Below are 13,254 nucleotides of genomic sequence, written 5' to 3' on the forward strand. Positions count from 1 at the left end.
TTTTTGGAGTTACCAGCGATCTCACGGCATCGTTGAAAAGATGCAAGCCCCCCTACCTAAACCCCACCGCCACTCTCCCCATCTGTTCGACCCCGCTGTCGAACAGGCGTCCGAAGAACGGGATCATGTTCGGCAGCATCAGCTGCACGAGCAGCAGGCCCACCAGCAAGGTCACCGCGAATCCGATCTGAAAAATGCCGATCTGCGGCGCGGCGCGGTTCAGGATGCCGAGCGAAAGGTTCGCGATGAGCAGCGCCGCCACCACGGGCAATGCCAGCAGCAGTCCCGCCGAAAACACCATCGATCCCCATCCGGCCAGCGCGCGCCAGCCCGGCGCCCCGAGCACGTTCGCCGAAACCGGCATGGCCTGGAACGTCGCGATGAGCGCGTTGAACACCTGGAGGTGTCCGTCGAAGGCGAGGAATGCAAGCAGCGCGATGGCGTTGAGGTAGCGCGAAAGCACTTCGGAGGCGCCAGTCGAGTGCGGATCGAAGAAGGTTGCGAAGCCGAGGCCCATGCTGAGCCCCATGATGCCGCCGGCCATTTCGATGGTCGAAAAGATCAGTTGCATCGCAAAGCCGAGCGAAACGCCGATCAGGAACTGGTTCACGAGAATCCAGATGCCGGCGGCGGAGAACACGGTGTCCTGCGGCATGGCGCCCAGCGCGGGCGCCACGATCAGCGTGATGAACGCCCCCAGTCCCACCTTCACGCGCGCCGGCACCGCCGCGTTGCCCACCACGGGCGCCGTGGCCACGAACGCGAGAATGCGCACGAACGGCCACAGGAACGCGGTGAGCCACGTGTTCAGCTGGGCATAGGTAACGGAAAACATCGGTTACGCACAGGGCGAAAAAAGAGCGGCGAAGAGGGGCAACAAGCGCCGCGCGCCTCAGCCGGCAATCGCCGGCACGCTCGTGAACATGTGGCGCATGTAGTCGAGCATGGTGGAAAGCATCCACGGCCCGGCGATCACGAGCGTAATCACGATGGCGATCAGCTTGGGGATGAAAGAGAGCGTGGTTTCGTTGATCTGCGTAGCGGCCTGGAACAGGCTCACCACGAGCCCCACCACGAGCGACACGAGCAAGAGCGGCGACGCGAGCAACAGCGCGACGTACATCGCCTCGTGCGCGAGTGTCATGACGGATTCGGGTGTCATCGTCGTGTTCCTTGAATTGCAGGCCTTCAGGTGAAGCTCTGCGCGAGCGACCCGATGAGCAGTTGCCACCCATCCACCAGCACGAACAGCATGAGCTTGAACGGCAGCGAGATCGTGGAAGGCGACACCATCATCATGCCCATGGACATCAGCACGCTCGCCACCACGATGTCGATGATGAGAAACGGAATGAAGATCGTGAAGCCGATCTGGAAGCCCGTCTTCAACTCGCTCGTCACGAAGGCGGGCACGAGCAGCGACAGTGGCACGTCTTCGGGGCCTTGCATGGGCGCCGCGTGCGAAATCTTCGCGAAGAGCGCGAGATCGGTCTCGCGCGTCTGGCGCAGCATGAACGTCTTGAACGGCGCCACGCCACGCGACACGGCCTGCTCCATGGGCAGCGTGCCGTCGGAGAACGGCTTGTAGCCGTCCGTGTAAGCCTTGTCGAGCACGGGCGACATCACGAACATCGTCAAGAACAGCGCGAGGCCCACCAGCACCTGATTCGGCGGCGTCGTCGCCGTGCCGAGCGCCTGGCGCAACAGCGAAAGCACGATGATGATGCGCGTGAAGCTCGTCATCATCAGCACCATCGCCGGCAGGAACGACAGCATCGTGAGCAGCAGCATGGTCTGCACGCTCAACGAATAGGTAGTGCCGCCGTTGGGGCCCGGGCTCGTCGTGAACGCCGGCAGGCCGGTGGCCTGCGCGAAGGAAAGCGAGGGATGCGCCAGCATCAGGGCTGCCACCAGCGCCGGCACGAAGGCGGGCACAAACGCAGGCACAGAGCGGCGGATCAGCGCGGCTGCGCCGCGCGCGGAAAATCGGTTGAACTGCATTTACTGCTCTCCGCCGTCGCGCCGGCTGAAACGTTTGCCCACTTCGCCTTTCAAGGCGTCGCGAAAGCGCTGTCCGAAGGTGCCGGACAGGTCGCCGGCTGCGCCGGGCGGCATGCCCGATTGAGTGGTGCCCGCGGCGACGGAACCGGCCACGCCCGCACTGCCCGCAGGCATCGCGTGCAGCAGCCGCACGTTGCCGGGCGCGGCGCCCAGCACGAGCCACGTGTCGCCCACTTCGACCACCGCGACGCGTTCCTTGCCGCCCAGCGACGCGCCGCCGATCGTCTTCACGAGGCCGCCGCGCTGCGAAGGCTGAAGGCCGAGGCGCCGCGCAAGCCACGCGCAGCCGAACACCAGCCCCACCACCACCACGAGCCCTACGATGGTCTGCAACACGGCGCCCACGCCCAGCGACGGCACCGCGCTGCCTGCACCCACGTTCGAAGCGATCTTCGCGGCGTTGTTCACCGCGTTCATGTCCGCCGCGAGGAGCGCGTGCGGCATGGCGGCCGCGAGGACCACCGCCGCGCCCAGCGCGCGGCGGACTGCTGCGTACTTCATCGGTTCAGCTTCCGGATACGCTCGGACGGCGTGATGATGTCGGTCAGGCGAATGCCGAACTTGTCGTTCACCACCACCACTTCGCCCTGGGCGATGAGGCAGCCGTTCACGAGCACGTCCATCGGTTCGCCGGCGAGGCCGTCCAGTTCCACCACCGACCCCTGCGCGAGTTGCAGCAGGTTGCGAATGGCGATCTTCGTGCGGCCCAGCTCGACGGTCATCTGGACGGGAATGTCCAGAATCATGTCGATGTCGTTGCGCGTGGTGCTCGGCTCCACCTTCGAGAGCGGCTGGAACACGCCCGCCGCGGCCGGGTTCACTTCGTTGCCGTTCTGTTCGGCCAGCGCGCTCGCCCAATCGTCGAGCGAGGCCTCTTCGGCTTCCGCGCCCGGCGTGGTGAGCGGCGGCTCGACCGGAGCCGGCGTTGCGTTGAGGTCACTCATATCCACCTTCCTTCATCGTATCCGCCGCGCTGATCATCTTCTGGACGCGCAGCGAATATTGACCATTGAAAATTCCGTAACCGCATTCCATCACCGGCACGCCGTCCACCTTCGCGACGATGTGCTCGGGAATGTTGATGGGCAGCACGTCGCCCGCACGCATGTTGAGAATCTGCTCGAACGTCACGGGAATCTGCGCGAGGTCCGCCGTGAGCTCCACTTCCGCCGACTGCACCTGCTGCGAGAGCACGCGCACCCAGCGGCGGTCCACTTCGAGCGCCTCGCCCTGAATGGGCGAAGAGAGCACGTCGCGAATCGGCTCGATCATCGAGTACGGCATGCAGATGTGCAGCGTGCCGCCCGTGGGCCCGAACTCGATCGAAAACTGCGTGACGATCACGATTTCGTTGGGCGTGGCGACGTTGGCGAACTGCGTGTGCATTTCGGCGCGCACGAATTCGAACTGCAACGGGCGCACGCTCTTCCACGCGGTCGTGTAGTGCTCGAAAACGAGATGCAGCAGCTTGCTGATGATGCGCTGTTCGGTCTGCGTGAAGTCGCGGCCTTCCACACGCGTGTGAAAGCGCCCGTCGCCGCCGAACAGGTTGTCCACCACGAAGAACACGAGGTTCGGGTCGAACACGAACAGCGACGTGCCGCGCAGCGGCTTCACGTGCACGAGGTTCAGGTTGGTCGGAATGGGCAGGTTGCGGGTGAACTCGCTGTACTTCTGCACCTTCACCGGACCCACCGAAATCTCGGCGCTGCGTCGCATGAAGTTGAAAATGCCGACGCGCAACAGCCGCGCGAAACGGTCGTTGATGATTTCGAGGCCGGGCATCCGGCCGCGAACGATGCGTTCCTGCGTCGCGATGTTGTAAGGGCGTACGCCCTTGTGCTCGGTCTGGCCGGCATCCTGGTCGGTCTCGCCCGTGACGCCTTTGAGGAGGGCATCCACCTCCTCCTGCGACATGAATTCGTCGTGGCCCATAGTCATGATGCGTGCGACTCCTCGCGATAGAGGCGTGAACCGGCTGGATCTGCGCAGAACGTCATGATTCGCCCGTCTTTATTGCACGACGAATTCGGTGAACAGCACGTCCTGCACGTGCACGGGTGCACTGCCGGTCTCGGTGGGCTGCTCGATCAGCTTCTTGAGTTCCTCGGCCAGCGCGCGCTTGCCTTCGAGCGGCGCGAGATCCTGCGGATGCTTGTTCGACAGCGCGAGCAACACGCGGCTGCGAATCTCGGGCATGTGTTCGGTGAGCTTGTCCTGGGTCTTCTGGTCCGCGAGCTTCAGCGTGAGGCCGATGCGCAGGTAGTGCGTCTCGCCGTCGTCCGACTGCAGGTTCACCGTCATCGGCTCGAGCGCGAAGAACACGGGCGGCGCGGGCGGCGGCGCAGGGGTGGGCGCAGCGGGCGTGCCCGCATGCCGGGACATGAAGAACCAGGTCGCGCCGCCCGCCACACCGGCGGCCAGAATCGCGATCACGGCGATCACAAGAATGCGCTTCATCTTGCCGGATTTCGCCGGCGTGGCTGCTGCTGCCTGGGGTGCGGTCGTGGTCGCCATTTCGCTCAAGGTGTTGCGTTAGTGCTGGTACCTTGCATTGTTCTGGCTTTTGGCCTTCCGCGATGGGGGGAAAAGAAGGGGGATTTGCGGTTAGCTCGTGGTTTTGTCGAGAACAGTGCCAGGCGGGGCGCCGCGCGGGCGGCCGGTTCCCGCGGAAGCGGAAAGCCGGCCGGGGCCGGCCGTAAAACAGACCCAAGCCCTCCCGAAGCGGCGGCGCAGTACAGCAGGTGGTGGCCGGTACAGATCAACCGGCCGCGTATCCGATAAGGGCCGCGGAACATGCCGGGCGGCTGGTACGGCTCACCCGGTCCCGCGCTCCCGTCCTCAGTTGATGTAGTTGAAGAGCGACATGCCCTGAATCTTCACGAAGCCTTGCTGGGCCGCCTGCAGCGCGTACTGTGTCATCGTGTACTTGCTGATGGTGGACGTGAGGTTGATCTGCGTGAGGTCGGACAGGTTGCTCTGCGTCTGCAGCGAACTGTTCTGCGTGACGGTCTGCAGCGCCTGCAACTCCTGCTCGCGGCCGCCCACGGACGCCTGCACGGTCACCACGTTGTTCATGGCGTTCTGCACCTTCTGCATCGCGGTGGAAAGCGAGTTGCTGAGGTTTGCCGAGCCTGCGGTGCCCACCACGGGCGTCTGCAGCGCGGCGATGGCGGCGTCGATGGACGAGAAGATGTCCGTGCCCGCCTGGGTAGCCGGCGTCACGGTGAACGTGTCGCCCGCAGCGGGCGCGCCGGTGATCGAGACGCTCTGGCCGCCCAGCGTGATCGCCGAGCCCGCCGAGTACGGCTGCGCCGCGCTCGTCGTGCCGGTGGTGTTGTCCGTGATCGTGTAGGTGCTCGAGGCGCCGGAGCCCGCGAACGTGATCGTGTACTTGTCCTGGTTGGCCGGATTCGAGGCGTTGAGCGTGCTCACTGTGCCGACCACGCCCGTGCCCGTGTTGCTGGCCGAGCCCGCCGAGATGGACGTCGTGCCCACCGCCGCAACCGAAAGGAACACGGATGCGCCGCTGTCGCTCACGGCAACCTGGTGGCTGCTCGTCACCTGGATGGAGCGCACGCCCGTGTCGCCGTTGTAGGTCACCGTGCCCGCCGCGTTGGTGCTGAACGGCTGCGACGTGGTCTGAAAGCCCGCGAACAGGTAGTTGCCCTGCCCGTCGTTGGCGTTCGCGAGGCCGAGCAGCTGGTTCTTCAAGCCAATCAGGTCCTGCGCGATGGCGCCGCGGTTCGTGTCGCTGAGCGAGGCGTCGCCCGCGTGCACGAGCTGTGTGTTGACGCTCTGCAAGACATTGCTCACGCTGGAAAGCGTTGAATCTTCCGCATGCAGCGACGTGAGCGCGGTGCTCTGGTTGCTCGTGTACTGCGAGAGCTCGGACGCCTGCATGGAGAGCTGCACGGCCTGCGACGCGCCGAGCGGGTTGTCCGACGGCGTCGAGATCGCCTGGCCGCTCGCGATCTGCTGGTACAGCTGCGCGAGTTCGCTCTGCTGATTGTTCATCTGCTGAACGTTCAGGCCGAAAAGCTGGGTGGTCGAGATGCGCATGGCCTATCGCCTCACTGGAAAATGCCGAGCAGCGTCTGGAACAGCGTGGATGCCGTCTGGATCACCTTGCTGTTCGCCTGGTAGAGCTGCTGGTACTGCAACAGGTTTGCCGCTTCTTCGTTGATGTTCACGCCCGAGACCGACTGCTGCGCCGAGGTGATCTGCGTGACGAGCGTGGTCTGCGCCGTGTTCGCCGCCTGCACCTGGTTCGTCTGGTTGCCGATCGTGTTCACGTAGCCCGAGTAGGCGTCCGTGAGCGTCGAGGTGCCGCCGTTCAACTGCTTGGCCGACACGAGATTCGACAGCAGCAGGGCGTTGCGTCCGTCGTTGCCGCCGCCCGTGTTCTTCCCGATGGTGAACGTGTCGCCGTTGGAGGGTGTGCCGGAAATCGAGAAGCTCACCGCGTTCATGGTGCTGCCGCTCACGGAGATCGAAGCGCCCGTGGACGACGAATACGGCACCACGGTGGCGGCGCTGGCAATCGTGTAGTTGGTGCCGTTGACGTTCACCGTGGAGCCCGCCGGAAAGCCCGAGATACCGCCCGAGGCCGAGCTGTAGGTCAGCGTCGTCGACGTGGACGGCAGCACGTAGCCCGCGCTGACCGCACCTTGCGTGATCTTCGCCGTGCCCGTGTTGGTGGTGGGCGCGGAGGCCAGCACGGGCGAAGCCGCTGCAATCGAGGTCGCATTCGTGGTGGCGAGCGCGAAGCCGTTGAGCGCGCCGCGCGTGGGCTGCACGTCGAACGAATCGCCGGCGTTCATGGTGCCCGTGAGCGAGAACTGCAAGCCGCCGATGGGGCTCGCCAGACTCGTGGACGAGCCGATCATGGCGCCCGTCGCGTTGTCCGTGAGCTTGTAGGCGCTGCCGTCGTACGAGAGCGTGTAGTCGCCCGTCGTGGGCTGCGAAGCGTTGGCGAGCGTCACGCCCAGCGTGGCGTTGCCGGTGTTGTTCTGGTTCGCGTAGATCGTCGGGCTGCCCACCGTGAACAGCGCCGTGCCCGGGTTGCCGTTCATGTCGAGGCCGAGCGCGTTCTGCGAGTTCACCTGCGCCGCGAAGCTGGTCGCAATGGCGCCCAGTTGCGCTTCGGCCGGATCGAGCGTCTGGCTGCGGAACGCAAGCAGTCCACCCAGCGTGCCGCCGCTCACGAGGTTATCGGGCAGCAAGGTGGCGGGGTTGGACGCGCCCGAACTGGACGCCGCCTGAATGGAGACGGAAAGCTCGCTCGGGTCCGAAGGCGACGTGACCGCGGACAGGTTGTACGTACCCGTGCCGACGACGAGCGGCTGGCCGCTCGACATGAAGACGCTGTAGCCGCTCGAGTTCTGCACCACCTGCACGCCGACCAGTTGCGAGAGGCTCGACACCGCCTGGTCGCGCTGATCGAGCAGCTGGTTGGGCGGCTGGCCCGAGCCGTTGGCGGCCTGGATCTGCTGGTTGAGGTCGGCGATCTGCTTCGTGTACGTGTTGATCTGCGAGACGGTGTCGGTCAACTGCGTGTTCACGCTCTGGCGCATCTGGTCGTACTGCGCGCCGGCCGCGTTGATCTGCGCGGCAAGCGACTGCGCCGAGCTCATCGCGGTCTGCCGCGCCGACAGCGACGACGCGCTGTTGGCCACGCCTTGCAGGCCCGTGAAATACGACGTGATCGCGCTCGAAATACCCGCGGTCGGGCTGCCGACCAGGTTGTTGAGCTGCGCGATCATGTTGTAGTACGCCGTGAGCGAACCGCTTTGCGACTGCGCGCTGTTGAGCTCCGTGCTCAGGTACTGGCTGTACTGGCGCTGCACCGTGACCGTCGAGACGCCCTGCGGCAGGAAGCCCGAGGACGTGTACTGCCCCGCGGTTTCCTCGTAGACAGGCCGCTCCACCGAGTAGCCCGGCGTGGACGCGTTGCTGATGTTCTGGCCCGTCGTGGTGAGGCCCCATTGGGCGGCATTGAGGCCGCTCAAGCCGATATTGAAGAGGTTGCTGGACATTGTTCCGTGGTCCCTCGGCGCTTTCGCGCGTACTCGTCCTGTTATGGCGATAACTGCGTGTTTATCGGCTTTGGCGCGGAAAGTTTTAGGGCGCCGGCAGAATTTTCGGAAAGGAATTGCGGCACGCGCGGCGGTCATGCCGTGGACATGACCGCGCGGGAAAGACGGTGAGGTGAAACCGGTGCTGCTGTTGCGTACGGCTATCGGCGCGGTTCAGGCTTGCCTTCAGGCAAGCGTTCAGGCGCGCACGAGCGAGCGGCGCTTCATTTCCAGCTGCGTAATGAGTCGCTGCAGTGTGTTTTCGGCGCTGCCCGGCAGTGTCACGAAACGAAAGCCCAACTGATAACGCTGCGAGCCGTTGGGCAGGTCGAACATGCGATGCGAAACGAGCTGCAGGTCGAGCGAGAGCGTGCCCTGCGGGCCGAGCGCGAGTTCGCAGTCCATCAGCGTCACGCCCATGGGCAGGCCTACGACGCGTTCGTCCGTGGTGCGCATGCCCACGCCGCCCAGCGAGATGTCGTGCACCTCGAAGCGGAACGGCTCGCCTTCCGGGAACCGGCCGTGGCACAGGTACGGCTCGAGCAACGGCGTCTCCACGCGGAAATACTCGCGCCGCTGCACGTAATAGAGCACTTCGGGAAAGTCGGCTTCGAACGCGGGCAGGCCCTCGAAACGCGTCTGGCGCGGCGTGGCCGTGGCGAACTCCATGCGCACGCCGTCGGGCGAGGCGTGGAACTGGCAGCGCGGCGCCATGAGCAAACCGTTGTTGTGCGCCTCCACGGCGCCCCAGTCGAAGGTGAAGACGCGCCCGCGCACATCCACGTCGAGCAGCCGCGTGACAAGCTGGCCGCCCTTGTACTGCACGGTGAGAAAGTCGCCGCGGTTCACGAGATTGCGCAACTGCACGCCGATTTCCAGCGGGTTGCGCCGTCCGAAGTCGAGCGCCTCGTCTGCCTCCGAAGCGCCGTTCGCTTCGGCGTTTTCTCCGTTTGACTGGGTGATATCCATGGCCTTGCCGATGTGCATGTTCGTGCGACGCGCGAAGTCCCGACCGGGCGCTTGCCCCGGGAGCCGTGCCCCCTCGGTGCCGGTCTCCGCGGTCTTTCGGCACGCGTCCGACCATGCGGAGACGCCCCGCGCGGTCGCTGGTTTGTCTGATTAGCGGCAGCATAAGGCCAAAGTTTAGGGCCCGCATGGCAAATATTTGGCGCAAACGTTAAAACCTCGGGCGATGACCCAGGAGCGGGCGCTTATGCCTGAAACCTATGCTTTCCGGATGCGGCTCGGCCCGCCGCCGCCCGCCGCCTTTCGGCGTGGAGCAACGACGGGCCTGCACCGTCTTCTTCTCACGACATGGCCCCGTCGCGTGTTTTCGTGCGGCCTCGCTGCGGCCTTGTGCGGTTGCTTGTTCGGTTGTTGCGGTCGTTCTTCGCGGTCGTTGCCGCGAACGCTCAGGCGCGCTTCAGGCGCTCTTCAGGCAGTCATCTTCTGCATGATCGAGATGAGCTTCTTCGCGTAGTGCGGGTCCGTTGCATAGCCCGCGCGCTGCATGCCTTGCGCAAAGCCGTTCACGTCGTGCGACGAGTTCAGCACCTGCGCGTAGCGCGGGTTGTCCTTCAGGAGGCTCGCGTAGTCGGTCATCGCCTGCTCGTAGGAGTCGTAGGCGCGGAATTTTTCCACCACGCGCTGCGGGCGGCCGTTCACGTATTCGGTGGTCACCGTGGAGACGGTCTTGCCCGTCCAGTCCTTCGTGGCCTTGATGCCGAACACGTTGTGGCTCGGCGTGCCGTCGCTGTTCGTGATTTCGCGCTTGCCCCAGCCCGATTCGAGCGCGGCCTGGCCGATGATGAAACGCGCCGGAATGCCGGTCGCCGCGCTCGCGGCCTGCGCCGGTGCGGCGAGCTTGTCGACGAACGCGTCGATCTTCGGCGACGAGCCGTCGCCGCGCACCGGCGGCGTGAGCGCGCTGTTGCGCGTGTAGCCCTTGCCCGTGGCGAGCGCGCCGTTGGCGGACGGGTTCGCGAATGCCTTCGAAAGCGCGGAAAGCGCCGCGTTGTTGCCCGCGTTGGCGTCGCCGCCCTGCACGCCCGCGTTGCGCGAAAGCTGCTTGAAAAGCGCGTCGGCCACGCCAATGCCCTTCGACGACATCTGCTGCGAAAGCTGCTGGTCGAGCATCGACGTGAACGTGGCGCCGTCGTGCGAATCGAGCGGGCCGTCGGAGGGCGTCGCGTCGCGCATGCTCTTCAGCATCATCTGCGTGAACACGGCGTCGAACTGCTGCGCGGCCATTTTGAGGCCGGCCTGCGGCGAGTTCTTCGCCTGGGCACGCAGGGCGTCGAAGCCCTGCACGTCGAGCGCGAAGCGCTGGCTAAGTTCGTTGCCCTTCAGAGACGGATCGGAATTCAACTCATGCTCCCGTCAAATGATCTCGAGGTCGGCGCGCAACGCGCCCGCAGCCTTCATGGCCTGCAAGATCGACATCAGGTCGGCCGGCGTCGCGCCCAGCGCGTTGAGCGCCTTCACCACGTCGGCCAGGTTTGCGCCCGCAGTCACGAGCCGCAACGCCCCGTTGTCCTGCTTGAGCTGGATCTGCGACTGCTGCGCCACCACGGTCTGTCCGTTCGAGAACGGCCCCGGCTGGCTCACCACCGGCTGCGTGTTCACGACCACCGAGAGATTGCCGTGCGCCACGGCGCAGCTTTGCAGCGTGACCATCTGGTTCATCACGATGGAGCCGGTGCGCGCGTTGAGAATCACCTTCGCCGCGGCCTTGGCCGGCGTCACGTCGAGGTTCTGCAACTGGGCCATGAAGGCGACCTGCTGGGCGCTGTCCGTCGGCGCGCGCAGCTGGATCGTGCGGCCGTCCAGCGCCACGGCGGTGTCGCTGCCGAAGGCGTTGTTCACGGCGGCCACGATGCGCTGCGTGGTGTCGTAGTCCATGTCGTTGAGTTCGAGCTGCATGGTGCCCGCCTGCGAAACGGACGTAGGCACCGCGCGCTCCACGATCGCGCCCGCCGCAATGCGGCCCGCGGCCAGCTGGTTCACCTGCACGCGGCTGCCGTTGGCGCTTGCGCCCGCGCCGCCCACGGCCACGTTGCCTTGCGAGAGCGCGTAGACCTGGCCGTCCGCGCCCTTGAGCGGCGTGAGCAGCAGCGTGCCGCCGCGCAGGCTCTTGGCATTGCCGAGCGACGACACGGTCACGTCGATCGCCTCGCCTGGCCGCGCGAACGGCGGCAGCGTCGCCGTGACCATCACGGCCGCAACGTTCTTCAACTGCATGTTCGACAGCGACGACGAACTCGAACTGCCCGAGCCCGCCGACTGGTTGTTGATCGAGATGCCCAGGTTCGCGAGCATGTTCGCGAGCGTCTGCGTCGTGAACGGCGTCTGCGAGGTCTGGTCGCCCGTGCCGTCGAGACCCACCACGAGGCCGTAGCCGATCAGCGGATTGTCGCGCACGCCCTGGATCTGCACGAGGTCCTTGAGGCGCTCCGCGTGCGCGCTCGGGGCGGCGACGCCGAGCCCAACGGCAAGCGCCAGCGCCGCAAAAACAGCGGCACCCAGACGGCGGCAGGCGGAAAAGAGAGTGAAGCTCATGATCACCACGGCGCCACGTTCAGGAAGAAACGTTGCAGCCAGCCCATGTTTTCCGCCTCGTTGATGTAGCCCTTGGCGGAGTATTCGATCTTCGCGTCCGCCACCTGGGTGGAGTACACGGAGTTGAGGCCCGAGATCGTGTTCGGATTCACGACGCCGGAAAAACGCACGAATTCGTTGCCCTGGTTGATGAGCATCTGCTTCTCGCCGCTTACCACCAGGTTGCCGTTCGGCAGCACGTTCGTGACGGTCACGGTGATCGTGCCGTTGAACGTGTTCGACGCGTTCGCGCCGCCCGTCGCCTTGAACGTGTTGTCGCCCGTGGCCGACAGCTTGGCCTTGCCGAAGATGCCGCCCATGAAGCCCGCCGTAGGCACGTTGAAGTCGGTCGCGCTGTTGCGCCCCGCGCCCGTGCCGGAAGACTTCGTCGCGTTGATGTTTTCCGAAATGACGATGGTGAGGATGTCGCCGATATTGCGCGGACGCTGGTCTTCGAAGAGCGGCCGGCCCGCGTAGCCCGGGTTGTAGATCGAGCCCGGGGTCTGCGATTGCGGCGGCATCGGCGGCACAGCCGTCATCGGCTGCTGCACGATGGGCTGCCTCGGCACGAGCGCGCAGCCCGCGAGCGCGGCCAGCAGCACCGCGCCCGAGAGGGCCTTCATCCGCGTAGTTTCAATGAATTGCGACATCCTTCCATCCTTCCTGCACTTTCAGCCGGATCCGGGCCACGATCAGGCCCGGATCAGACCATTACACCGGCATCTGCGAGAGCGTCTGCAGCATCTGGTCGGACGTGGTCACGGCCTTGCTGTTGATCTCGTACGCGCGTTGGGTCTGGATCATGTTGACCAGTTCCTGCACCACGTTCACGTTCGACGCTTCCACGTAGCCCTGGTTGAGCGAGCCGGCGCCGTTCAGGCCCGGCGTGGTCACGTTCGGCGCGCCCGACGACGCCGTTTCGGCGAACAGGTTTTCACCCTTGGCTTCGAGGCCCGTCGGGTTGATGAACGTGGCGAGCTGGATGGAGCCGATCTGCTGCGTGTTGTTCGAGCCGGCCGTCGTGACCGACACCACGCCGTCGCTGCCGATGGTCATCGACGTGGCGTTCTGCGGAATTGTGATGGCCGGAATGATCTGGTAGCCGCTCGAAGTCACGAGCTGGCCCTGCGCGTTGGTCTGGAACGAACCGTCGCGCGTGTAGGCGTTCGTGCCGTCGGGCATCTGCACCTGGAAGAAGCCCGCGCCGTTGATGGCCACGTCCTTCGAGTTGCCGGTCTGCTGCAGGTTGCCCTGCGTGTACAGGCGTTCCGTGGCGACCTGCTGCACGCCGGTGCCGAGCTGGATGCCCGAGGGCAGTTCGGTCTGCTGCGTGGAGTTCGCACCCGGCTGGCGGATGGTCTGGTAAAGCAGGTCTTCGAACACCGCGCGCGAGCCCTTGAAGCCATTGGTGCTGACGTTCGCGAGGTTGTTCGAGATGACATCCATCTGCGCCTGCTGCGCATTCATGCCGGTAGCGGCGATATAGAGTGAGCGGTTCACTTTGAATCTTCTCCTGTGG

At 65.3% G+C, this 13,254-nt stretch carries 14 protein-coding genes; all 14 read right to left on the reverse strand.

Annotated features, from left to right (window positions below):
* Window positions 1-52 precede the first annotated feature (52 nt).
* Window positions 53-835: a flagellar biosynthetic protein FliR gene (gene fliR / locus U0042_RS18590; RefSeq protein ID WP_114815247.1), complete on the reverse strand. Its 783-nt coding sequence runs from the start codon at window positions 833-835 to the stop codon at window positions 53-55.
* A 57-nt stretch (window positions 836-892) separates the two neighbouring features.
* On the reverse strand, window positions 893-1,162 hold the full coding sequence (fliQ, locus tag U0042_RS18595) for a flagellar biosynthesis protein FliQ (protein WP_017772120.1): 270 nt from the start codon (window positions 1,160-1,162) through the stop codon (window positions 893-895).
* A gap of 26 nt (window positions 1,163-1,188) precedes the next feature.
* Window positions 1,189-1,899: a flagellar type III secretion system pore protein FliP gene (gene fliP / locus U0042_RS18600; RefSeq protein ID WP_232833636.1), complete on the reverse strand. Its 711-nt coding sequence runs from the start codon at window positions 1,897-1,899 to the stop codon at window positions 1,189-1,191.
* 102 nt (window positions 1,900-2,001) lie between these two features.
* Window positions 2,002-2,562 carry a flagellar biosynthetic protein FliO gene (gene fliO / locus U0042_RS18605; protein ID WP_114815249.1) on the reverse strand — a complete coding sequence of 187 codons (561 nt, stop codon included), beginning with the start codon at window positions 2,560-2,562 and terminating at the stop codon, window positions 2,002-2,004.
* Window positions 2,559-3,005 (reverse strand): flagellar motor switch protein FliN, encoded by a 447-nt coding sequence (gene fliN / locus U0042_RS18610; RefSeq protein WP_114815250.1) that lies wholly within the window; start codon window positions 3,003-3,005, stop codon window positions 2,559-2,561. The genes fliO and fliN overlap by 4 nt, the downstream gene beginning before the upstream one ends.
* Complete coding sequence (gene fliM, locus U0042_RS18615) at window positions 2,998-3,996, reverse strand: flagellar motor switch protein FliM (RefSeq protein WP_114815251.1); 999 nt, start codon at window positions 3,994-3,996, stop codon at window positions 2,998-3,000. Before fliM ends, fliN begins: the two co-directional genes overlap by 8 nt.
* A 78-nt stretch (window positions 3,997-4,074) precedes the next feature.
* Window positions 4,075-4,578: a flagellar basal body-associated protein FliL gene (gene fliL, locus U0042_RS18620; RefSeq protein ID WP_114815252.1), complete on the reverse strand. Its 504-nt coding sequence runs from the start codon at window positions 4,576-4,578 to the stop codon at window positions 4,075-4,077.
* 324 nt (window positions 4,579-4,902) lie between these two features.
* Window positions 4,903-6,123 carry a flagellar hook-associated protein FlgL gene (flgL, locus tag U0042_RS18625; RefSeq protein WP_114815253.1) on the reverse strand — a complete coding sequence of 407 codons (1,221 nt, stop codon included), beginning with the start codon at window positions 6,121-6,123 and terminating at the stop codon, window positions 4,903-4,905.
* Between the two features lie 11 nt (window positions 6,124-6,134).
* Window positions 6,135-8,099, reverse strand: a complete 1,965-nt coding sequence (gene flgK / locus U0042_RS18630) for a flagellar hook-associated protein FlgK (protein ID WP_114815254.1) — start codon at window positions 8,097-8,099, stop codon at window positions 6,135-6,137.
* Window positions 8,100-8,336: 237 nt separating this feature from the next.
* Window positions 8,337-9,107: a flagellar brake protein gene (locus U0042_RS18635; protein ID WP_198665444.1), complete on the reverse strand. Its 771-nt coding sequence runs from the start codon at window positions 9,105-9,107 to the stop codon at window positions 8,337-8,339.
* A 465-nt stretch (window positions 9,108-9,572) separates the two neighbouring features.
* On the reverse strand, window positions 9,573-10,505 hold the full coding sequence (gene flgJ / locus U0042_RS18640; RefSeq protein ID WP_114815256.1) for a flagellar assembly peptidoglycan hydrolase FlgJ: 933 nt from the start codon (window positions 10,503-10,505) through the stop codon (window positions 9,573-9,575).
* A 12-nt stretch (window positions 10,506-10,517) separates the two neighbouring features.
* Entirely contained in the window at window positions 10,518-11,696 is a 1,179-nt protein-coding gene (locus tag U0042_RS18645) for a flagellar basal body P-ring protein FlgI (RefSeq protein WP_114815272.1), read from the reverse strand.
* A gap of 2 nt (window positions 11,697-11,698) precedes the next feature.
* The gene (gene flgH, locus U0042_RS18650) at window positions 11,699-12,385 is read right to left on the reverse strand and encodes a flagellar basal body L-ring protein FlgH (protein ID WP_114815257.1); all 687 of its coding nucleotides are present in this window, start codon (window positions 12,383-12,385) and stop codon (window positions 11,699-11,701) included.
* A gap of 61 nt (window positions 12,386-12,446) precedes the next feature.
* Window positions 12,447-13,235, reverse strand: coding sequence for a flagellar basal-body rod protein FlgG (flgG, locus tag U0042_RS18655; RefSeq protein WP_017772133.1), 789 nt, complete (start codon window positions 13,233-13,235; stop codon window positions 12,447-12,449).
* Window positions 13,236-13,254 lie beyond the last annotated feature (19 nt).

It is taken from the genome of Paraburkholderia kururiensis (genome assembly GCF_034424375.1).
GTDB lineage: Bacteria > Pseudomonadota > Gammaproteobacteria > Burkholderiales > Burkholderiaceae > Paraburkholderia > Paraburkholderia kururiensis_A.

Coding starts and splice junctions, on each gene's coding strand:
- fliR (WP_114815247.1), bottom strand. CDS start 835: ATGTTTTCCGTTACCTATGCCCAGCTGAACACGTGGCTCACCGCGTTC.
- fliQ (WP_017772120.1), bottom strand. CDS start 1,162: ATGACACCCGAATCCGTCATGACACTCGCGCACGAGGCGATGTACGTC.
- fliP (WP_232833636.1), bottom strand. CDS start 1,899: ATGCTGGCGCATCCCTCGCTTTCCTTCGCGCAGGCCACCGGCCTGCCG.
- fliO (WP_114815249.1), bottom strand. CDS start 2,562: ATGAAGTACGCAGCAGTCCGCCGCGCGCTGGGCGCGGCGGTGGTCCTC.
- fliN (WP_114815250.1), bottom strand. CDS start 3,005: ATGAGTGACCTCAACGCAACGCCGGCTCCGGTCGAGCCGCCGCTCACC.
- fliM (WP_114815251.1), bottom strand. CDS start 3,996: ATGGGCCACGACGAATTCATGTCGCAGGAGGAGGTGGATGCCCTCCTC.
- fliL (WP_114815252.1), bottom strand. CDS start 4,578: ATGGCGACCACGACCGCACCCCAGGCAGCAGCAGCCACGCCGGCGAAA.
- flgL (WP_114815253.1), bottom strand. CDS start 6,123: ATGCGCATCTCGACCACCCAGCTTTTCGGCCTGAACGTTCAGCAGATG.
- flgK (WP_114815254.1), bottom strand. CDS start 8,099: ATGTCCAGCAACCTCTTCAATATCGGCTTGAGCGGCCTCAATGCCGCC.
- U0042_RS18635 (WP_198665444.1), bottom strand. CDS start 9,107: ATGGATATCACCCAGTCAAACGGAGAAAACGCCGAAGCGAACGGCGCT.
- U0042_RS18645 (WP_114815272.1), bottom strand. CDS start 11,696: ATGAGCTTCACTCTCTTTTCCGCCTGCCGCCGTCTGGGTGCCGCTGTT.
- flgH (WP_114815257.1), bottom strand. CDS start 12,385: ATGTCGCAATTCATTGAAACTACGCGGATGAAGGCCCTCTCGGGCGCG.